The 21,943-nt window shown below is 45.4% G+C and carries 20 protein-coding genes; 3 read left to right on the plus strand and 17 right to left on the minus strand.

What is annotated here, in order from left to right:
* Positions 1-516: 516 nt before the first annotated feature.
* Both ABMY42_RS04805 and ABMY42_RS04810 read right to left on the minus strand, forming a co-directional pair.
* The gene (locus ABMY42_RS04805) at positions 517-1,836 is read right to left on the minus strand and encodes a peptidoglycan DD-metalloendopeptidase family protein (RefSeq protein ID WP_349266058.1); all 1,320 of its coding nucleotides are present in this window, start codon (positions 1,834-1,836) and stop codon (positions 517-519) included.
* Positions 1,837-2,134: 298 nt separating this feature from the next.
* Positions 2,135-3,025 (minus strand): LysR family transcriptional regulator, encoded by an 891-nt coding sequence (locus ABMY42_RS04810; RefSeq protein ID WP_009696291.1) that lies wholly within the window; start codon positions 3,023-3,025, stop codon positions 2,135-2,137.
* 116 nt (positions 3,026-3,141) lie between these two features.
* On the opposite strand from ABMY42_RS04810, the gene ABMY42_RS04815 reads away from it, so the two are divergent.
* Entirely contained in the window at positions 3,142-3,567 is a 426-nt protein-coding gene (locus tag ABMY42_RS04815) for an ester cyclase (protein ID WP_349266059.1), read from the plus strand.
* A gap of 75 nt (positions 3,568-3,642) precedes the next feature.
* Here the strand turns inward: ABMY42_RS04815 and ABMY42_RS04820 are convergent, their stop codons facing one another.
* From ABMY42_RS04820 to ABMY42_RS04835, 4 genes are all read right to left on the minus strand, one after another.
* On the minus strand, positions 3,643-4,203 hold the full coding sequence (locus ABMY42_RS04820; protein ID WP_349266060.1) for a phosphohydrolase: 561 nt from the start codon (positions 4,201-4,203) through the stop codon (positions 3,643-3,645).
* 24 nt (positions 4,204-4,227) lie between these two features.
* On the minus strand, positions 4,228-5,910 hold the full coding sequence (locus ABMY42_RS04825) for a SpoIIE family protein phosphatase (RefSeq protein WP_349266061.1): 1,683 nt from the start codon (positions 5,908-5,910) through the stop codon (positions 4,228-4,230).
* Positions 5,911-5,931: 21 nt separating this feature from the next.
* Positions 5,932-6,192 carry a hypothetical protein gene (locus tag ABMY42_RS04830; RefSeq protein WP_349266062.1) on the minus strand — a complete coding sequence of 87 codons (261 nt, stop codon included), beginning with the start codon at positions 6,190-6,192 and terminating at the stop codon, positions 5,932-5,934.
* 254 nt (positions 6,193-6,446) lie between these two features.
* Positions 6,447-7,061, minus strand: coding sequence for a glutathione S-transferase (locus ABMY42_RS04835; RefSeq protein WP_005450075.1), 615 nt, complete (start codon positions 7,059-7,061; stop codon positions 6,447-6,449).
* Between the two features lie 284 nt (positions 7,062-7,345).
* Between ABMY42_RS04835 and ABMY42_RS04840 the strand changes: the two genes are divergently transcribed.
* Both ABMY42_RS04840 and ABMY42_RS04845 read left to right on the plus strand, forming a co-directional pair.
* Positions 7,346-7,921 (plus strand): TetR/AcrR family transcriptional regulator, encoded by a 576-nt coding sequence (locus ABMY42_RS04840; RefSeq protein ID WP_009701863.1) that lies wholly within the window; start codon positions 7,346-7,348, stop codon positions 7,919-7,921.
* Position 7,922: 1 nt separating this feature from the next.
* Positions 7,923-8,327: a DUF296 domain-containing protein gene (locus tag ABMY42_RS04845; protein ID WP_349266063.1), complete on the plus strand. Its 405-nt coding sequence runs from the start codon at positions 7,923-7,925 to the stop codon at positions 8,325-8,327.
* A 102-nt stretch (positions 8,328-8,429) separates the two neighbouring features.
* Here ABMY42_RS04845 and nirD read toward each other — a convergent pair whose 3' ends face one another.
* The 11 genes from nirD to ABMY42_RS04900 form a co-directional block, all read right to left on the minus strand.
* Positions 8,430-8,765 (minus strand): nitrite reductase small subunit NirD, encoded by a 336-nt coding sequence (gene nirD / locus ABMY42_RS04850; RefSeq protein ID WP_069687627.1) that lies wholly within the window; start codon positions 8,763-8,765, stop codon positions 8,430-8,432.
* Positions 8,766-11,285, minus strand: a complete 2,520-nt coding sequence (nirB, locus tag ABMY42_RS04855) for a nitrite reductase large subunit NirB (protein ID WP_349266064.1) — start codon at positions 11,283-11,285, stop codon at positions 8,766-8,768.
* A 10-nt stretch (positions 11,286-11,295) separates the two neighbouring features.
* Positions 11,296-12,132, minus strand: coding sequence for an ABC transporter ATP-binding protein (locus ABMY42_RS04860; protein ID WP_005450080.1), 837 nt, complete (start codon positions 12,130-12,132; stop codon positions 11,296-11,298).
* 11 nt (positions 12,133-12,143) lie between these two features.
* Positions 12,144-13,109: an ABC transporter permease gene (locus ABMY42_RS04865; protein ID WP_005375889.1), complete on the minus strand. Its 966-nt coding sequence runs from the start codon at positions 13,107-13,109 to the stop codon at positions 12,144-12,146.
* A gap of 72 nt (positions 13,110-13,181) precedes the next feature.
* Positions 13,182-14,546, minus strand: a complete 1,365-nt coding sequence (locus ABMY42_RS04870; protein WP_349266065.1) for a CmpA/NrtA family ABC transporter substrate-binding protein — start codon at positions 14,544-14,546, stop codon at positions 13,182-13,184.
* Positions 14,547-14,811: 265 nt separating this feature from the next.
* Positions 14,812-15,393, minus strand: coding sequence for an ANTAR domain-containing protein (locus ABMY42_RS04875; RefSeq protein WP_349266066.1), 582 nt, complete (start codon positions 15,391-15,393; stop codon positions 14,812-14,814).
* Positions 15,394-15,467: 74 nt separating this feature from the next.
* Positions 15,468-16,385, minus strand: coding sequence for a dienelactone hydrolase family protein (locus tag ABMY42_RS04880; protein ID WP_047515965.1), 918 nt, complete (start codon positions 16,383-16,385; stop codon positions 15,468-15,470).
* Between the two features lie 257 nt (positions 16,386-16,642).
* The gene (locus tag ABMY42_RS04885) at positions 16,643-17,596 is read right to left on the minus strand and encodes a glycosyl transferase family protein (protein WP_050908387.1); all 954 of its coding nucleotides are present in this window, start codon (positions 17,594-17,596) and stop codon (positions 16,643-16,645) included.
* Positions 17,593-18,498, minus strand: coding sequence for a uroporphyrinogen-III C-methyltransferase (cobA, locus tag ABMY42_RS04890; RefSeq protein WP_085319370.1), 906 nt, complete (start codon positions 18,496-18,498; stop codon positions 17,593-17,595). The genes ABMY42_RS04885 and cobA overlap by 4 nt, the downstream gene beginning before the upstream one ends.
* 20 nt (positions 18,499-18,518) lie before the next feature.
* Positions 18,519-21,182, minus strand: a complete 2,664-nt coding sequence (locus ABMY42_RS04895; RefSeq protein ID WP_349266067.1) for a molybdopterin-dependent oxidoreductase — start codon at positions 21,180-21,182, stop codon at positions 18,519-18,521.
* 290 nt (positions 21,183-21,472) lie between these two features.
* The gene (locus ABMY42_RS04900; RefSeq protein ID WP_349266068.1) at positions 21,473-21,907 is read right to left on the minus strand and encodes an N-acetyltransferase; all 435 of its coding nucleotides are present in this window, start codon (positions 21,905-21,907) and stop codon (positions 21,473-21,475) included.
* Positions 21,908-21,943 lie beyond the last annotated feature (36 nt).

Genomic DNA, 21,943 nt, shown 5'->3' on the forward strand with positions numbered 1-21,943 from the left:
TAATTTAATCAAAAGCTAGCACTAATCACCGGTCACCACACACTAGAAAAGTAACCAAAAAGAGAATAAAAACCTTTAAAAACAAAAAGATAGAATCAACAGTCTTTCTTAAAGCACTTTGCTCGCACCAAAAAACAATGAACTAAAAATCAGCGATTTAAAATCAACAATGAAGATAAATTATCCACCCATTGATTGGAATTATAAATTAAACCAAATAATAATGATTTAAAATAAATACACTTGGTAAAATAGGAAATAATAGTAAGCAAAGACAATGGAACTTTATGGAATAAATATCACATATTTATATCGCGTAAAATGAGTTATGATCCTATAAAAATAGAGTATAAATTCTATTTTTACTGTCATTTAAATGCAATAATTAACCGACTCATCCCATAGGCTTATTCTTCTGATATGCTTTATTTTTCATCTATTTTAAGAACCTAATACCTAGTTCGCTAAAAACAAAAAAGGCAAGCGAAAATGCTTGCCTTGATGCTGCTATACCCACTAAGAGGATTGTTTGTTCTGCATTGTTTGCGCACTACTGGCACTTTGCTCACGAGCAACCAAATCATCAAATTCAGAGACTCTTGCTAAAAAAGCTGGCTTGTCTTTAGTAGAAATGGAACTCGCTAATGGTAAATCCGCTTTCATAGCATCCACTGCACGATTACGTACCAACACTTCGAAATGAAGGTGTGGTCCAGTTAATCGTCCTGTCGCTCCCGACAATGCAATCTTCTGCCCACGCTTAACATGGTCGCCCTTTTTGACGAGAAAACGGCTTAGATGCAAATAACGCGTTTTATAGACACTATTGTGCTCTATCACTAAGTATTTACCCGCATAAGGATGGTTACGAACCGCTATCACCTTGCCATCGCCAGTTGAGTAAACCGGGGAACCAACTGGTGTTGCGAAGTCCGTACCGTTATGCGGAGAGATTCGTCCCGTAACAGGGTGTTTTCGGTAAGGGTTGAATGGAGAGGTAATACGACGGAACTGTTTGTCGATCGGATAACGGTTAAATGCTTGTTCAAGGCTGTTACCTGCTCTGTCATAAAAACGACCGTCCTCCGCTAAGAATGCTTCAACGTCTTTAGATCGCATTTTGATCGCGATGCCCTGCACTTCTGCATTACCAGTAAAGTGATCATCAAGATATTGTCGATTCACCAATACATGAAAGCTATCACCAGCACGAAGCTCACGAGCAAAATTTACTTTGTCACGTAATACGCGAGTGATGTTAGCAATCTGCGTTGTGGTCAATCCTTGCTTATGCGCAGAAGAAGAAAAACTGCCATTGATCGTGCCTGAGTACATTTCTTCACGCCACTCTCCCGGCTCCTCAATAAAGTCATAAGCAAACGTGCCATCGTCGTTTTGCGTATAGACCGCGCGTTCGACAAGGCTTTCATGGAAAATCACTTGTTTTAGGGTCTTAGTATCTCTATCTACCACGAGCTCAAGGTGGTCGCCTGGTTTGATGGTATCGAGCTTCAGTGACGTTAAGTCAGCTTCAAGAAGCTTTTGAGTGGTGTCGTATGATACCCCCCATGAGGAAAAGATCGTGCTGAGCGTGTCACCAACTTTAACGAAGTAGTGAATACGCGCGATGTTGTCATGCTTTTTGACTTCACGTTCGGGATTTTGAGGTGTTTCATTTGTTTGAGTCTCGTTTTTTTGAGCGCTCTTTAGTTCTGAATAAGGCGTGACCTTAATGGTGATTTCTTCTGGTTTCGTTTCTGCTTGATAGGTGAGATAAGCTGCAAGAGAGAATGCGGTAGCAGCGACAGCAATTAAGGAATAACGAACAAACTTCATAGTACTAGGGTTAACTGAGAATAGTAATTGTTATGTTATAACATCATACAGGCACAATTTAAACGTTACGTATTTGAGAACTTTGTTTCTAAGCTTTGCTATTCTCACTAAACGTCTATTTTGCTTAGATAAACCTTACAACAAAAAAGGGAAAATTATCTTACCCTTCCCTATGATTACCAAATCGTTTTGAAGTTCCATCCTCTTTGATGAATTGAAAAGTAAACAAACTAAACGCTCATACCTGATTTCAGCACCGATAAACATAGAGCAACGGATACTCAGAAATGAGCTGACGTTAAGGTACAAAGTACGCTTTTAGCTCTTCGATAAAGACTTTGACCTTTCTCGGTGTGTTAGAGCGTGCTCGATAAAGCGCATAGACCGTTCTTGTTGGTAATTGGTAGTCTTTCAGTACTTCTATCAATTCGCCCTTACACAACTCATCTTCCGCCAATGCTCTTGGAAGCATCGCAACTCCATAGTTTTGTTTTAGCGCCGTTTTCACTGCCTGTACGCTGTTAACGGAAAGAGATGGTGACACCTGCACATCCAGCTCTTTTCCCGCTTTGTTAAATCGCCACACCTTATAATTCTTTAAATTTGGGTCTTCGATAATTCGATGAGAATGCAGATCTCTCGGTTGCAAAAGTGAAGAAGAGGCTTCTAAGTATTGCGGCGAGGCACATATGATATTCCTGTTTTCAGTGATCTTTGTTGCGATCAAATCTGAATCTTGCCTAACCAAACGACCAGATCGAATTGCTACGTCATACCCTTGTGAGGAGATATCATCTAAACCATCATCAAGCAGCAAATTCACTCTTAGCTCCGGATATTTATCACTGAAACCGCAAATAAACGGCATGAGCAAGATTTCTGTCAAACCATTTGGCGCGAGAACATTCAAGGTGCCAGAGATTTCGTTACTATCAAACCTCATCGTGTCATTCAGCGCTTCAAGTTGCAAAATCAGAACATGTGCTTCTTGATAATACTGATGACCAGCGTCCGTAAGAGACAGCGCCTTGGTTGAGCGATTCATTAATCGCGTTCCAAGATACGTTTCTAGATCTCTAACATTGCGACTCACGAGAGATTTAGACACTTCTAGTTTCTTAGATGCGCCCGTAAAACTGCCTTCCTCTACGGTGCAAATAAACGATTTAATTAGCGTGATTAAGTTCATCGAAACATTCATTGTTTACTATTTGTTGACAGACTATCGACCTTATCTGATCTATTCAAGCTTCATTTTTTGATTAAAAATCCCAGCAATTCAACAAACAAAGAGAAGATAAATAAATGGAAAGTAAACAAGTCCAAACCATTAGAAATTACTTTAAGATTTGTGTTGACGGTAAGGCAACAGAACGTGTGGGAGAATTTTTCGCTGAAGATGCTCTTATTCACCGCCCTGATTGTGGAAAAACCTTAAAAGGATTAGTCGAATTTGAAGCCAAGTTGAAATCTTGCGTAACTGAACGTTATGAGAGCCTTGAGACAAGCTTTCAACGCATTGTAGAAGCAGAAGATCAAGTGGTTGTCGCCCTGACTCACAAAGCTAAAAATGCAAATACGTGGATGGAGTTCGATGTATCAGGTAAAGACGTTACATGGACAAGCCTCACCTACTTTCGCTTTAACCAAGAAGGTAAAGTGATTGAAGAAATCGTACAGCGCAACGAGTTAAGCATGGCAACTCAACTTGGGTTAACGATCACACAATAGCCAATGCTGTTACGTAAACGTGAGGGCTCACAAATGGAGTCCTCTTTTTACATTCGATCTATAAGATTATTCAGGCTACCACTTCACGATACCCAGCGTGACTTTAACACTGCCGACTAACGTCGAACCACCATAGTCTTTTGCTAGGCGCAGCAAAGTGTCATGAAAACCTAAGTTTGGAAAGACCGCCTCAACTTCTGCGATGGTTTCTTTACTCAACCCTTTACGAACACTGCCTTTGGTCGCATCAATCCAGTCAGCTTTGCGGCATGCTTCAATGACTTTTTGGTGCGGACCTTTGTACGGAGAAATCTTATGGTGCCAATGAATCGCTCCACGCAAAGCATCAGGATCTAAACCCCATTCAAAGTGTTCATTGTCAGCTAACGCCGCAGCCTCTGATGGCTCCAAATAAGCCAACTCATGATCGGTCCACAGTCCGATATCGTGGTACACAAAAGCCGTTTCAACGAGCGGTTCATACCGTTCATCGTTACCTAGAAAATGCATCGCATAGGTGATTGTCCGATATACATGATTTCGATAACCGGGAAAATCGTCACCGATCTGCTCTTTGTATTTAGCAAACAACAATTCGACGCGTGGTCGATCTCGTTTGATTTCTATTTGCGACATGTTTGGTTTCCACGGATAAAGTCTTTAAAGGATTATAGACTTTGTCTTTTCGTCGGGAGTTATCACCACCGTAAAGCAATTGCGCTCCCCTTGATGTGATACAGAAAACGCGTTTGTCATTTGGGCTATGAGCATCAAACCTCGCCCTGAAGGCATCCAACTCTCTTCATCGAATAGATTTGGCGTCTCAATTTGCTTTGAGATGTAACTTTGGAAGGTTTCATCAGAAATGCGATTGCCATAATCAAATACACGCACTTCTATATTGTGCTGCTCACCTTGTGTTAGTTCGCATTCTAACTCAACCGTTTTTCCGGTTTGCTCTTGATAGGCATGAATGAAAGCATTGTTCATCAACTCAACCACGCACAACTCTAGAGTTTGCGCGACATGAGAAGAAACCGAATGTTGTTGAAGGAATTCAACCAATTCGAGACTCGCTTGGCGTGAAACTTCTAAAGACGCTTGATAGGATTTTTGGAATACCGAACTTGTCGACTTAACGGCTTGCGATTGTGCACAGCCCAACCATTGCACTTTCAACAAGCTCACATCATCGTCGATTTCTGGTTTTCCTTGCCAGCTTTGCACTTGCTCCAAAACGGAATTGGTTTGTGCCTTTTCTGGCATCGCTTTACTCCCTTCGATGTTAGCTAGCAGTCGGTCAATGCCGTAAAGCTCCTCGCCTTGCTTGGCTTCCAATAAGCCATCGGAGAAGAACCAAAGGGCGTCATTGGGCTTGAGTTGGATACTTCCACCTTGGTACATCATCGGCTCCAATGCCCCGACGATGAAGTTGTTGTCGCCAACAAGTTCCAAGCGGTTTTGTTCCGTCTGTTGCCAAACAAATTTAGGGTGCCCTGCTGTGCAATAATTCAGTTCACCAGTTTCGGTGTTCAACACGGCATATTCGATAGTGAAATAGAGCTTGCTGTTTTGCGTTTGCTGGTAGCGTCGATTAAGCCTTTCAATCACAGCAGCAGGCTCACAGATGCGGTACTCGTTGTCGCTCCAGTCTAACGTTATCGACTCCGATTTGTTACGTTGTGACAAACTTTGTTGAATCGAGAATGCCATTAACGCCGAAGAAATACCGTGTCCGGAAACATCGAAGACGTAAAACGCAACATGCGATTCATCAAGCTCGACATAGCCCAACATGTCACCACCGATCTTGGTACAAGGAACATAAGTGAAGCTAAATTGTGCCGTGTGAATTTGTTCTTCAACGGGCAACAGTTGTTCCATTAACTCTCCGGCAGAATCCAAATCCTGCTGAATGGTCTGATACGCTAAATCGAGCTCTTGGTTTTTTGTCGTGAGCGTGTTGTGCAGTTCTAAGGTACGAAAGCCCGCACGGATGCGCGCTTGTAGTTCCTCTACAGACGTCTTCTTGTCGACAAAGTCATCAGCGCCTGCATCCATGCCTTTGATGATGGATTCTTGATCGTTACGGGAAGAGAGAAGCACAAAGAAGATATAACGAGAAAAAGCCGACGATTTAAGCTCACGGCAAAGCTCAATGCCACTGATGCCCGGCATCATCAAATCACTGAGGACAAACTGAATGTCAGTTCGGTGAGTCAGCACTTCTAACGCAGACTCACCATCTTCAACGGCAATGACCTCGTACCCTTGCTTTTGCAATGCACTGGTCATGTAGAGTAGGACCGTTTTGCTGTCGTCGACCAACAATATGGACTTCATACCTCTCCTTGCCTGTTTGTTCTATTGCAGCACGCTACTCATGGATTGGGCATCTCTGAAACGGCTGTAATCTTCCGCTAAAAGTTGATGTTGATAACGAGTGTAAGACAACGCCTCATTCGAGATGACGATTTGGTTTTCTTTTTCCATCAATTGCCCACGCAGCAATTCGATTTGTTGATGCTGCTGACTGTGGTTTTGATACATAGCAACGAGTCCGCACACAGACACTACGAGCAGCATACACAACACGCCATTGATGGTTTTACTTCGAACACGCATAACCTCTCCTTGTCGCTTGGTGTCCTTCATTACTTGGTGAAGTCCAATAATGATTGGGACGTCTACAAACTAAGAACTCAAGGTTCCAAAACGCCGTGAGAGCCAATTGATGTTGTTTCATTAACAGAGTTAATTATAGGAGAAAGGCAGAAAAAGAAGAGAAAACCTGAACAAATTGAAGATCTTTGCGCTTAAAACGACAAAAAGCAGCAAGTCTACAAAAGCCTTGCTGCTTAGAAAAATTACGCTAGAAGTTAGCCTTGAAACGCTTCACGCACCGATACTTGTTCAAACCAACGCGCAATATTTGGGTAGGTTTCGAACACTTCAATACTCAAACCATTTACGGCAAAACCAACAAAAATGTAGCCGGTAATGTCTACGATGGTGAAGTTGTCAGTAGCGATATGTTCACTTTCTGACAAGCGTTTGTCGAGAATTGGCAGGAATTCTAATACGCGAGATTTCGACTCGTCACCCCACGCAGCCACACAGTTTTCGCGGTCTTGGTAAATTGCTGTGATATTACGAAACGCCTGAAAAGCCGTGTACAAGCCTTGGAACTCCACCACACGATGCCACATTTCTACCTGAGCACGTTCGAGCTGGTTAGCACCAAACAGCGCCAGATCATTTTCAAACGCTTCATCTAGGTAGCGACAAATCGCCACGCTTTCACAGATCGTCGTACCATCATCCAGTTCCAGCAGAGGCACTTTGCCATTCACGCTTTTCGATTTAAACGGTTCAGATAGGTTATCGCCCTCACGAACGTTCAGCGCAATTCGCTCAACCTCGCCACCGATTTCCTTTAGAAAAATGCTAACTCGCTTACAACTTGGAGTCATTGCGGTTTCATAGAGCTTCATTTCACATCCTTTTATCTTTTTCTAACCGATTGGTTAGGATATACTGTATCCAGTTTATAAACGATCAGTCAAGAACTTCACTATCAAAAATTTTCAAACAGTTGTGGGTCTGTTTGCTGAGCGAGATTTTTGATGCCGTTTGTGAGTTCACATGAATTTGGAGGCTGATACCCAAGAATAGATGGGTATTCATCATATTGGTTCAGTTCGAACGCTAGAGGTTCTCTGTACCATCCCTCCAAAGCAATTTAATTACCCGATAAGCAGACCCAGGCAGGTAATTTATGGCAAGAAAAGCCAACTTCGACCGAGATGAAAAGCTTCTCGTGGCTATGGATGTGTTTTGGCGCAAAGGCTTTGCGAACACGTCTATCTCGGATCTCACCGACGAGTTGAACATCAACCGCTTCAGTCTTTACAACACCTATGGTGACAAGCAACAGCTCTACTACGAAGCGCTCGATACCTACTTGAAAAAGGTCTCGCTACCGTCACTGAATGATTTGGAAAAAGACGACGCGTCTTTACCTGAGTTGGAATCGTTCCTTAAATCTTTTGCTGATCTGCAACGCAAACGCAGCTGTGGGTGTTTTATTCAAAATGCGTTGATTGAGCACGCTGGTGAAGACGATGATGTACTGCGCAAAGGGCATTTTTTGTTTGACCATCTTATCGACATCATTGCGGATGCGCTGACCAATGCACAAAAAGAAACCTTAGTGCCGAAAACGCTGAAACCAGAAGAGCTTGCTCGTTTTGTTCTCAACAACATGCAAGGCATGCGCGTGCTTGGCAAAGCCAAACGTTATGCCGACTTGGATACCGCGCTTTCCTGCTTGCTGGTTTTGATTAGGAAGTGACATGTCGATTGAAGTGATAGCGGTACGTCTTACCAAAGGCATGGACTTAAAGCTGAACCTAGCGAAATTGGTCGAGCAGTATGGTATCAAAGCAGGCTCGATTGCCTCATGCGTTGGCTGTATCTCTCACCTCAACCTTCGTTTGGCAGGAGCAGAGAGTACGTTAACCAAACAAGAGCCATTTGAAATCGTCTCTGTGATGGGAACCCTAACGGCTGAACATCAACACGTTCATATCTCGGTGTCTGATCGTGAAGGACGAGTCTGGGGTGGGCATTTGCTGGAAGACACAGTGATTGATACTACCGCAGAATTGATCATCCATTCTTACTCAGAACTTGAGTTCACTAGAGCGATGGACGACTCGACTGGCTATACCGAACTACAAGTGAATTCTTCCAAATAGCAAAAAGCTCCAGAGCCATACTGTGCTGTCTCTGGAGCTTTATTCGCTTGTCTCTTACGCTAAGAATTTACTCATATCGAGCACACTAAAGAACTTCGAGGATCATTCTTCAACTAAGTAACAAACCTGATTATCGTCGACCATTACTTGCCACGTTTTTAGACAGTGCACTTCGTCTTCTAAACATTGCCCACTCTTTAAACTGAAGTGTTGTTTGTATAGAGGCGATGCAACACACATCTCACCATCGATATCACCGACAATCCCTCGACTCATCACATAAGCCTTACCAATTGGGTCCCAATCTTGAACGGCGTAAACACCGCTATCTGGAATGTAGAATAGCGCAACGTGCTCGCCTTCAATCAATACAGTAGCACCGATAAACGGCATTAAGTCATCAAGCTGACACAATTTCACTTTTGTTAAAGCTGCCATTTACACCTCCTGTTTCACTGGAATACGCTGACCGCGCACACGTTGGTACGGCAAGACTTTGCTGCCCGACGTGCTGTTCAAGAAAGGACGGAAGCGTTGCAATTTCTGAGGATTATCCAGCGTACTCTTCCATTCACATTGATAGGTATCTATGACTCGCGCCATTTGCTCATCCAATGAATCACATAGGTTGAGAGAGTCATCCAAAATCACTTGTTTAAGGTAATCTAAGCCCCCTTCCATATTCTCCATCCACACCGACGTACGCTGCAAACGATCTGCGGTGCTGACGTAGAACATCAATACTCGGTCGATCATGGTGATCAACTCTGATTTGGATAGGTCGGATGCAAACAAATCAGCGTGTCGTGGTCTCATGCCGCCATTACCACAAACGTATAGATTCCAGCCGTTTTCGGTGGCGATCACCCCAATGTCTTTACTTTGCGCTTCTGCACACTCGCGAGTACAGCCCGATACGGCAAACTTAAGCTTATGGGGCGCTCGCAATCCTTTGTAGCGGTTCTCTAACTCAATAGCTAATCCGACCGAGTCATCAACACCATAGCGACACCAAGTAGAACCGACGCAAGATTTCACGGTGCGGACCGATTTTCCGTAGGCGTGCCCTGTTTCAAAACCAGCATCGATTAAGGTTTGCCAGATTTCAGGGAGTTGTTCTAACTGCGCGCCAAATAAATCCACGCGTTGACCGCCAGTGATTTTGGTGTATAGATCGTATTGCTGAGCGACTTCGCCTAGCACGATGAGTTTGTCTGGTGTAATTTCGCCGCCCGGAACACGAGGTACAATCGAGTAAGAACCATCTTTTTGCAGGTTTGCCATAAAGGCATCGTTAGAATCTTGCAGAGATTGATGTTGAGGCTCCATGATGTGTTCATTCCACAAAGAAGCAAACACAGATGCCGCTGTCGGCTTACAGATATCACACCCATGCCCTTTGCCATGCAGTGCAATTAAGGTGTCGAAGTCTTTGATTTGTTCCACTTGGCAAATATGGAACATCTCTTGGCGACTGAGCTCAAAGTGCTCACAAAGGTGGTTGTTAACCTCTACCCCCATGGCTGCCAGTTGAGTATCCAATACCGACTTGACCATATTGCTACAGCCACCACAGCCAGTACCGGCTTTAGTGTTGGCTTTAAGGTCCGTTAGGTTGGTAGTGCCGGCTTGAATCTCGGCAACTAAGTCACCTTTTGTGACGTTGTGACAAGAACAGATGATGGCGCTGTCTGGCATCTCTCCATCCAGCATTCCGGTATCAAATAGCAGGTTCGCCGCGTGGTCTGGCAAGACTGTTTTGTTCAAATAACACTGTAAGAGCGCATCGTAATCGCTGTTATCACCGACGAGAATCGCACCAAGTAATTGGGTGCCGCTCGCATCAACCACCAGCTTTTTGTAGATACCTGCAACCGCATCTTGCAATACCATTTCCTGTGCGCCTTCGGTTTGCATTTGTGCATCGCCGATAGACGCCACATCCACCCCAAGCAGCTTAAGTTTGGTGCTCATGTCTGCACCTTTAAAACCTTCGCTCGGCATACCAGTCAAAACATCGGCAGTGGTTCTCGCCATCGTGTAACCGGGTGCGACCAATCCAAAGATCTTCTGCTCCCAAAGGGCACATTCGCCAATCGCGTAAATGTTCTCATCGCTGGTTTGGCATTGGTTATTAATCACAATACCGCCTCGCTCGCCTACTTCTAGCTCAGCTATTCTTGCCAACTCATCTTGAGGGCGAATCCCTGCGGAAAAGACAATCACATCCACTTCGAGAGGATCTTTGTCTTTAAACTCCATGCGATGTTTAGCCGTTTCACCATCGCAGATTCGCTCCGTACCCGTCGAGGTATGTACGGTTAACCCTAGCGCTTCAATCTTCTCTTTTAGCACTAAGCCAGCACCATCATCTAACTGTACGGGCATCAGGCGAGGCGCAAATTCAATGACGTGAGTTTCTAACCCCAATAATTTAAGTGCGTTTGCCGCTTCTAAACCCAATAAGCCACCGCCAATCACTGCACCTGTTCTTGCGCCTTCACATGCCTTCTTGATTTGTGAAAGGTCATCAAGCGTGCGGTAGACAAACACGTTGTCTCGGTCTTTACCTTCAATTGGCGGCACAAATGGGTAAGAACCGGTAGCGAGCACGAGTTGGTCGTAACCCAGCACATCTTCACCATCAAGCAGAATGCGCTTTTGCTCTCTGTCGATGCCTGTTACTTGGCTGCCAAGTACGAGTTGGATGCCATGCATGTCGTACCATTCTTGGTTACTCAGCATCAAATCATCATGAGACTTACCCGCAAACAAAGAGGACAACTGTACACGGTCATATGCAATAAAACGCTCTGCACCAATCACGGTAATTCGGTGCTCCAAATGCGCGTTTTTCTGCACTAATTGCTCGACGAGGTGTTGCCCGACCATACCGTTGCCTACCACAACGATGTGGCTCAATGCGTTCTTTACTGGAATCGTTAAAGGACTGTTCATCGTTGCCTCCTTATGCCGTTTGCGCTGCGGTTTTGGGTTTGTCTTCTTTCGAAGCAGGAATCTCGACTTTGGATTGCTTCTCGTAAAGGAACTTCAACACCGCTTGTCGACACTTTTGATACTGCGCATCATCCGCCAGTGCGACACGCTCACGAGGGCGAGGTAGATTCACTTCTAACACTTCTCCAATGGTTGCTGCCGGTCCGTTAGTCATCATCACGATTTTGTCGGATAGCAGCACGGCTTCATCCACGTCGTGGGTAATCATGATGACAGTGTTGTTTAGCTCGGCTTGGATCTTCATCAGTGCATCCTGTAGGTGTGCACGTGTCAACGCATCCAACGCGCCAAATGGTTCATCCATCAGCAAAACCTTTGGTTGAAGTGCCAGTGCTCTCGCAATGCCGACTCGCTGCTTCATACCGCCCGAGATTTCATCCGGCTTTTTGTGCGCAGCATGCTGCATTTGAATCAACTCCAAGTAGTGATTCACTTGTTCCTGAATCCACGCTTTGCCCTTTTTGCCGGCAATTTGTTTTACAGCTAGCTCAACGTTTTGATACACGGTTAACCAAGGCAATAATGAATGGTTTTGGAACACCACTGCGCGGTCTGGTCCCGGTCCTGCCACCTCTCGTCCATCAACGATCACACCACCATCTGTTGGCATGTGTAGCCCTGCGACTAAGTTCAATACCGTTGATTTACCGCAGCCAGAGTGACCAATTAGGGATACAAACTCGCCCTTATTGATTTGTAAATCGACGTTTTTAAGCGCGATGAACTCGCCATCTGGCGTTGGGAATCGCATCCCTAAACGCGTTAGATCTAATAATGCTTTTTCCATGATCTTTTCCCTTATCTCAACGCTTGTTGTTTATTCCAAGACAGCCACTTTTGAAGTTGCAGCATGCCTCTATCGAGCATCAAACCGATAAAACCAATAGTGATGACTGCCACCATGATGCGCCCCAATGATGCTGAACTGCCGTTCTGGAACTCATCCCAAACGAACTTGCCTAACCCTGGGTTCTGAGCGAGCATTTCTGCCGCAATCAACACCATCCAAGCGATACCTAAAGAGAGACGTAAACCGGTGAAGATCATTGGAATGGCAGAAGGTAAAACGATGGTACGAATGTGCTGCCACCACGAAAGTTGAAGCACTTTGCTCACGTTGATTAAGTCTTTATCAACGCTCGTTACACCCACAGCGGTATTAATCAACGTCGGCCATAAGCTACATAGCGCTACTGTGATCAGAGAGTTAATGAACGACTTAGCAAACATCGGATCATCACTCACATAAGTGGCACTCACCACCATAGTGACGATAGGCAGCCAAGCCAAAGGTGATACGGGCTTGAGCAATTGAATGATTGGGTTGAACGCTTGATACAGTCCTTGATTCAGACCAAGCACGATGCCAAGTGGAATCGCGATAACCGTCGCCAGCAAAAAGCCCGCAGTCACAGTCACTAAGCTTGTTATGATTTGATCGAAGAACGTCGGCTTACCTGTGTAAGGACGAATCTTCACTTCCGCGTCTGGATTCTTGGCTAACTTCGCAGCATTTCGTTTTTCCTGACGCTCGATAAACGCTTGTTCTTTTTCTCGCTCTTGCCAATGGTCATCGACAAGGTTGCTGAACTGCTGAAAAGTTTGCACAGGTCCCGGTAGCGTACCTAATGAAGTTTGCACTTCTCTCGCTGCTAAGTGCCACATTGCCAAAAAGATCAGCAAGCCAATGACGGGCAAAAGCACCAGCCGACTTCGGTTCACTACCTGCTTAGCAGGAAAAAGGGAAATGACGTTACTAGACATACTCACTCCTAAGAAATTTACATCCTTGTTGCCACAAGCGAATCCCCTCGCCTGTGGCGTTTATCGTTATGGTTAAACCTTGTCTTTTCCTTTAAGCCCGATAGAGAACTTCTCTAGATATTTATTTGGCTCACGACCGTCATAAACAATGTTGTCGATAAAGTGTGTTTGTGGCGCGCGAAAACCATCTTCAGCGCTGAAATCTGGGAAGTCTTTTTTGCTCAACACACCATCTTCAATTAGCGCTTGAGCTGCTTGTTGGTAGATATCTGGACGGTAAACCTCTTTTGCCACATCCATGTACCAATCATCGGATTTCTCGCTTGAGATTTGCCCCCAGCGGCGCATTTGGGTCAGATACCAAATCGCATCGCTGTAATACGGATACGTGGCGTTATGACGGAAGAACACGTTGAAGTCTGGCACGTCTCGTTTGTCGCCTTTCTCGTATTCAAATGTGCCCGTCATTGAGTTGGCGATAACTTCGGCATCCGCTCCAACGTATTCGCTTTTTGATAGCATCTTCACTGCTTCTTGGCGGTTGGCATTGTCGTTTTCATCCAACCAATGTGCAGCTCGAATCAAGGCTTTCACTACGCGAATGTGCGTGTTTGGATACTTCTCAGCCCAAGCTTTAGAAACACCAAACACTTTCTCTGGGTTGTTCTTCCAGATTTCGTAATCGGTCACGACTGGCGTACCAATGCCCTTGAATACGGCTTGCTGGTTCCATGGTTCGCCTACGCAGTACCCTTTGATCGTGCCCGCTTCCATTGTGGCTGGCATTTGTGGTGGCGGTGTAACACTCAAAAGAACGTCAGCATCCAACTGGCCACTGTTATCGCCTGAGTCTGGTGCGTAAAAGCCTGGATGAATCCCACCTGCCGCTAACCAGTATCGCAACTCATAGTTGTGCGTCGATACAGGGAACACCATGCCCATGTTGAACGGTTTGCCTTTCTCCAGATAGCTGTCGACCACAGGCTTCAGCGCATCCGCTTTGATTGGGTGAACTGGTTTGCCATCTGGTTGCTTTGGAATGTACTGCTTCATCTGTTCCCAAGTATCATTGGAAACCGTGATTGCGTTGCCGTTCAAATCCATACTGAACGCGGTAATCACTTCTGCTTTTGTGCCGACACCAATCGTTGCGCCCAATGGCTGACCAGCAAGCATGTGCGCGCCAGCAAGCTCACCATCGATGACTCGGTCTAAAAGCACCTTCCAGTTTGCTTGCGCTTCTAAAGTGACGTACAAGCCTTCGTCTTCAAAAAAGCCTTTCTCATAAGCAACCGCAAGCGGTGCCATATCGGTTAACTTAATAAAACCAAACTTCAGGTCTTCAATTTCTGGCTCACCCAACTCTGCCTTTACGCTGACCGTGGTGAATACCGATAACGAAATTGCTGACACTTTCAGCATCGAACTCCATTTCATTGGTTTGCTCCCATAAAAAAAGCGCCACTACTCCGAAGAGCAGTAGCGCCGTTGCTAAGTCTACAATTACCGCCGTTGATAATTGAGATAAGCGATTCAACAATAAACCCAAATCTACTAATCCAATTACTGTGCCAACTTATTTTTCACTTTAAATACAATGAATTAGTTTATTCTACCGTTTCTAATTCCCTGTTATTGCTTGCTGATAGTGCAACACGCACCACGTTAGAAAACGCACCCTAACCCCAAAGTGGTAGAGCAACTAATCCAACACTTCCAAAGTTGTTATCAAATTCTTGGCAACTTGTGCGAGCGTTTGGCTCGATTGCATGGCCGAATTTCTAAGCGCTTTATAAGCCTGTTCTTCATCAACGCTGTGCATCTTCATCAGCAGACCTTTCGCTTTTTCCACCAGCTTGCGCTCTTCAATCTTATTGGTCAGTAATTCAATTTCCGATTGCATACTTTCGAATTTCGCTCTCACTAATGTCGCATGTTCAATCCAAGGTTGAAGTGCAAACTCACTATCGTGCGGCATAAGAACATAGTCCATTTTTTCTGATAACCGATTGATATCATTAGATGATAACTGCTTTAAGACGATAAGAAGTGGTGCCGATTTTCTGCGGCAGAAATCGACGATCAAACGCAGTTCTGCGGTTGGTTGCTGCCATCCAACCACAACGCTTGCTGACGGCTCTCGCTGCATAAGCGTTTCTAGCTGTGCCAATTGGCAACCGATGATGTCGTCGTAATCTTTGCTCAATAAGCTCGATAATCGAGCCTGCTCTTGGAGGCTATCACAGCATACTATGATGGGTGTTTTTGACGTTGATTGAGTCATGCACATTCCTTGTTTATATCTCACTCACTAAGAGAGACATAACAAGGACTGTGCCAACTAAACTTGAAGCGTTATTAACTGGAAGCGAGATGTTGTTGGAAGAATCCTAGTGTGCGTTCCCAAGCGAGCGCCGCTTCTTCTGGCGCATAGCGGGCTGTTGAGTCGTTATGGAAGCCGTGGTTGACGTTCTCATACATTAGCGCTTGATACTGTGCGTCGGTTGCAATCAATTGCTGTTCATAAGCAGGCCATGTGTCGTTAACACGCTTATCGAGCCCTGCAAAGTGAATCATCAACGGTCCTTTGACTTGCTTTTGGATCTCTTGCGCCGCGGGTGTTCCATAGAAAGGCACACCTGCATCCAACTCTTCTGGCATTACCGCTGCAAGCATATTGACGATGTATCCACCGAAGCAGAACCCGACCGCCCCCAACCTACCGTTCCCATCCTCGTGCTGTTTGAGGAAATTAGCTGCGGCAATAAAGTCTTGTTCGATCTTGGCTCTGTCCATCTCTTTCTGCATGGCGCGACCCTCATCATCATTCCCCGGGTAGCCACCAAGTGGGTATAGCGCATCTGGAGCAAAAGCAATAAAACCGTCTTTGGCGAGTCGCCTAGCCACGTCTTTGATATAAGGGTTCAATCCGCGATTTTCATGAATAACTAACACGGTCGGCGATTTCAGGGTCTTCTTCTGTGGCATCACCAAATAACCACGCCCTTCTCCATGCCCATTTGGAGATGGAAAGGTTTCGTAAGTTGCTTTGATGTCAGGATCGTTAAACGAAACTTGTTCTGCGAGTGCGTAATTCGGGGTTAGCGCATCGACCAGTGCCGTCATGCTAAAACCCAGCACTGCGAGCCCACCGAGTCGATTGAGGAACTCGCGGCGTGAGATCTTTCCGTGTGCGTATTCATCGTACCAATCGAAGGCTTCTTGCGGGATAGGATGAGAAGCCTTTTTAGTGGGAGTGGTATGCTTTAGAACCATTATCCATGTCCTCTGTGTCTTACCATATGGGAATTTCTAATTCTCAAACGCGAAGCAAAGAATGAGCGCAATTGAGGTCAAAACTGCAGTTTCACCTCTCTGATACGGGCAAGGTGGTGAAACACATCACTGGTGAGCTAGGATCTTTAACCTTCTTCAAACAATAGATAATGGATTCAGATTCAACAACTTTGCGTTGTTTGTTTTGAGTGGATTTGTCTAAAACCAATACTTTGGTTTAGCCAATCAACTCAAAATTACTCGTAATGACAGTACGTCTGCCAATAACTAAAGGCACGTTCAAAGGCTTTTTCTCGATCATGCATTTGTGCAAACAAGACCACTGTCATCGTAGCGAGAACCGTATTTGCCATTTGGTTCATGTCATCTTCTGACGTCCCAAATGGGCAGTTCGCAGGCATTGGCACCTCAGATAGCATTTGCTCCGTCCAGTAATGCGATGTCACACCGCTTGTTTGGCTTAACCACACTGTTTGGCTTACTTTCGGGTTGTATTCTGACTCACCAGATTGCCCTTTAAATGAAACAACGGCATGAGCGGTTTGACCAATCTCGTATTCGACTTCAGCATGAAGTTGTTGGAATCCCGGATGGAAGCTACCACGAATACCAACCGTCGCCTGCCCCGGATTCAATGCTCGAACCACGGTATTAATCGGCGTTCTAAGCCCATAACGATTCTTCCAACCGATCATGGTTTCTGCTTGGGGTACAAACGCACTTAGCGGCAGATACACAATGTTTTGTGTTTCTAATACACGCTTTGCGTCTTCTGCTGATTCCGCTTTCTTGATAGCAAATTTGTCGAGGTAGTCTTCAGCGTGTAAACGACCAGATTGACGGTCATGATAGCCGTGCATCAGCACTTTATGGCCATTATCGGCAAGGATCTTCGCTGCCAAAAGATGCCAAGGCTGACCTGCCGCTTCACGTTTGCCCGCATAACATGGCCAATCAATATCTGCACCAATAGTCGGCATGCGGGATTGGAATGCTTTCACAAAGCCAGCGATTTCTTGTTGAGTCTCGTTCTGTACGCGGATCAGCATCAATAACATCGCCATCTGATCATCATCGCACTCACCGTTTAGGTATTCATCCATAACTCGAAACGCTTGGTCAAAGTTCAGTGGTTTTCTACCACGTTCGCCACGACCGACTGTTCTAATACATTCCAAAATGCTGCTCATATTCCCTCGTATTCCGTCACTGACTGTACGGTTTCTATTAGTTGTTCGCGCAGTTTGACAACTTCTCCCATCACAATCAATGCTGGGCTCACGCCTTTAAGTGTAATCGATAAATCATTGAGCTGATTGAGTTGTGTAGCGTGCACTTGTTGTTGAGGGCTGCAACCATGAGTGATTATCGCGACTGGGAAATCTTCTCTCAAACCAGAGCCTATTAAACCCGTTTGTATTTGCGATGACTTTTCTAACCCCATATAGAAGACTAACGTTTGTCCGCTTTGCATCAATTGGCTCCACGCCTCAAATGCACCTGTTACCACTTGCCCCGTAACAAAGGTAACGCTGCGAGCAACGCCACGATGAGTCAGCGGAATCAAGCTGTTTGCTGAACAACCAATCGCAGCGGTAATGCCGGGGATAACTTCGTAAGCGATTGAGTGTTTAACGAGCGCTAACGCCTCTTCGCCTCCACGACCAAATACGAATGGATCTCCCCCTTTTAAGCGTACAACTCGCTTTCCTTGTTGAGCGAGCGATACTATCAAATCACAAATTTCTTCCTGACCAATACTAGGTTGTCCGCATCTTTTACCCACGTAAATCCAATCAGCTTGTGGCGAAGCCAACTCCAAAATATCTTTGTTAACCAAACGGTCGTACAGCAGAACCTCTGCCGACATAATCGCTTTCACAGCCTTTACCGTTAGCAAGTCTGGATCGTGCGGCCCTGCTCCGACAATCGAGACAAAACCTTTGTGGTTCGCATCTAGATCTACTGAATGGTCTTCTAAAAGTTGGTTCAGTTTGCTTGCTTGGTCATGCTTAGAAAAGCGAGACGAACGTTCTTGTTTCTGACTCACTTGTCCCTTCTTAAACCAAGAATTTTGATAAGGCGCTTCCATGTGCTTATCCTCTTTGTGACTTACTTTATTTGAATTGCCAGACTTTGCTGGTTCGCTTGCTGCTTGCCCTTTTGATGCTGATGGCTGTCGACCATTTGTTTGATTTGAGAGACGCACGAGCCACAGTTAGTACCGCATTTTAGTTTGTTTTGAAGTTGGGTCACTGACGTGCAGCCCTGTTTCTCCATCGCGTCATGTATTTGTTTATCGGTGACGCGGAAACAACTACAGACCAGTTTGGCACTGCTCTGCGATTGAGTGATGGTAAGCAGTTGCGATAGCTCCATAGGTTTGCCAATCAAGCCAGTAAAGTAGGTGTAGTCGGTTTGAATTGGTTCACTAGACACCACTAAAACAGAGCGAATGATACGAACGTCTCCAACAAGGTCGTAATCCACCGCTAGCCAACCCTGGGCAATATCTATCGTAATCCTGCGGCTCTTTTCCGTTCGACAAAAACTCTGCTTCTTTGGTCTTTTATCGTGTGCAAAGCGCCAGATGCCCAAATTACTTTCTGCTTGAAATGCGCTGTAGAGAAACTTGCCAGAATCAAACTGTGTACCGATGAACATACCGTAGGTTTTTACCGCTGCATCTTGCACCTCAACATAAGACGACTTAAACGCAGGCTGCCCAGAAATAGGGTCTTTTGCGCTGTTTACTATCACGTTAACACTGCTTTCACCACCATATCGACCCGCCCAGTGCATTGACATAAACAACTCTTGAAAACCTAAACCTTCATCAATGGCAACTTTGGCATAAATACTGGTGTTTGAAGTGGGCTGGAACAGCTTGGTGAGTTGTCCTGCTTTTAAGCGATTTTGAGTAGCAGAGAGTGTGTTCATGTACACGGTTGGTTCTAGCTCAGAGGCAGCAAGGTGTGCGATATGCCCTGTGCGCGTCATGGTATGCCATTGATCGCGTTGCCTACCCGTATTTAGCCACCAGCCTTTTGTTCTCTCTAAGCGTTGAGGCAATTCGCTGGTCACGACAAAACGCGCTTTTCCATCTGGGTGTGAATAGACGCCATCAGAAAAAGGGCGTACTCCTCCCCATTGAGTAGGCTTCCAGGCTTCGTATTCTTGCTCGGTTAAGTTCGCGTGTTGAGAAAGATCTAGCTTCAACGGCGAATCTGCATTCATGCCTGTCATCGCCGCATACTCCCTGAATACCGCATGTTCTGAGGTAAATGCAAAACCATTCTTGGTCTTCTCTAGTTCACACAAAGCTTGCCCAACTTGGTTTATCGCCCACCAATCCGATTTTGCTTCACCGGGAAGTGTTTGAAACTGACGCTGCCTTGAAAGTCGACGCTCAGAGTTGGTCACCATGCCTTGCTTTTCCCCCCACCCGGCGGCGGGCAACAACAGGTTCGCGTAATGCGCTACATCCGAATCCGCTGTGATATCTGAAACAATCACAAATGGACAAATCTCTAGCGCACGTTTTACCAATTGGTTATCTGGTAAAGAGACAACGGGATTGGTTGCCATGATCCAAAGAACTTTAATCTCACCGCGCTCTACCGCCTCAAACAGCTCGACGGCTTTTAATCCGGGCTTAGTGGCAATCTCCGGTGAATCCCAAAACGCCTGCACTTGCTTGATAGACTCTGCGTCAAAAGCGCGATGAACCGCTAACTGGTTTGCCAATCCACCGACTTCTCGCCCACCCATCGCATTCGGCTGACCAGTTATAGAAAAAGGACCGCAACCAGCTTTCCCAATCTTACCTGTCGCCAAGTGTGCATTAATAATGGCATTGCCTTTATCGACACCATTTTCAGCTTGGTTCACGCCTTGGCAAAACAGCGTGATTGCGGTTGGGCTTTGTGCGAACCATTGGAAGAATGTCGTGAGCTTTTCTTCCGAAATACCAATGGAAGACGATAGATTAGTGACATCGTAACGCAAATCAGAAACTTCTTCTGCAAGCGCCTCAAACCCGTCGGTATAGGAGTTTATGTATTGAGAATCAATGTATTGCTGCTCAATAAGAAACTTAAGCAACCCATTAAAAAGTGATACATCCCCATCGTTTTTAATCGGTAGATGCAAATCGGCTTGCTGCGCGGTGACCGTTTTACGAGGGTCAATCACCACCAATTTTAAATTTGAATTGTTCTCTCTCGCTTGTTGGATTCGGCGGAATAACACAGGGTGTGTCCATGCGGTATTGGCACCGCAAATGATCAATAGTTCGGTATTATCAATGTCATCGTAATTGACGGGAACGACATCTTCACCAAATGCTCGTACATGAGCCGCAACCGCCGAAGACATACACAAACGCGAGTTAGTATCAATATTCGCGCTGCCGACGTAACCTTTCATCAATTTGTTGGCGATATAGTAGTCCTCTGTCAGCAACTGACCAGAAACGTACATTGCGACGGAATCAGGTCCAAACTCCGCCTTTGCTTGGTGGATCTTTTCTGCAATCAGATCTGTCGCCTGCTGCCACTGTACTTCCTTACCCTGGGGTCGCTCCTGACTTACAAATTTCGGATACAACAACCGTGACGGCATATTTAAACTTTCCGCCAATGCCACACCCTTTACGCACAATGAACCCGCATTCGCCGGATGACACGCATCCCCAACAATTCCTTTCGCATTGACCTCGACACCACATCCAACACCACAATAGGGACAAGTGGTTTTTTTGCATCCTTGCGACATTCCGCCCCCTGATTCTTTCCTTAGAATGACGAGCTACAAGCGAAAAAAAACCTCTCCCGAAACGAGAGAGGCTGCATTGCCTATAAAAGCTCAAAAAAGTAATACCCTATCCGCTTAACCGCCTGCTAAGGGAAAGCGGCGCATCGAGTTAACGATGAACACAATCTAATTTGCAATCCCAATGCCAACTATGAATACCATTCATTTTCAATAAGTTATAAAGATCCGTTTTCTCTTTATATTTGGTTGTGCACTGATTAGGTGCGGATTTGTTTCACAGAAGTGCAGCACTAGCGAGCGAATTGCATCACCAAGCGCGGTTCTTGATCGCCAAAATAGTTATCCTCTTCCGCGACCACAACAAAGCCAAGCGATGAGTACAGTTTGAAGGCAGGTATATTGTCAGGATCAACGGTTAGCTTCACTACTGAGCCTGTTTCAACTTTACTTAGCACCTTATCCACTAGCAAACGCGCAACCCCCTTGCCTCTGTGTGTCGCATCTACCGCGAATGACAGAATCCATTGCGTATTTTGTTCATCACTTGTCGCCATCAGCACATAACCAGCTATTTGTCCTTCTTCTTTGGCTACCAACAAACCTTGAGACCAACAATCAAATGCTTGTCGAAAGAAAAATTGAGGGTAAGCGTGATGACCAAATAACTTGTGCTCCAGTGTATATAGAGCTGCTAAATCATTTTTATCTGCTGAGGTGATCTGCATTGGCAATGTTTCCTTATAAAACTCTCCGAGTGAATA

It is taken from the genome of Vibrio sp. SSH13-20 (genome assembly GCF_040104475.1).
In the GTDB taxonomy this organism is placed as follows: Bacteria; Pseudomonadota; Gammaproteobacteria; order Enterobacterales; family Vibrionaceae; genus Vibrio; species Vibrio harveyi.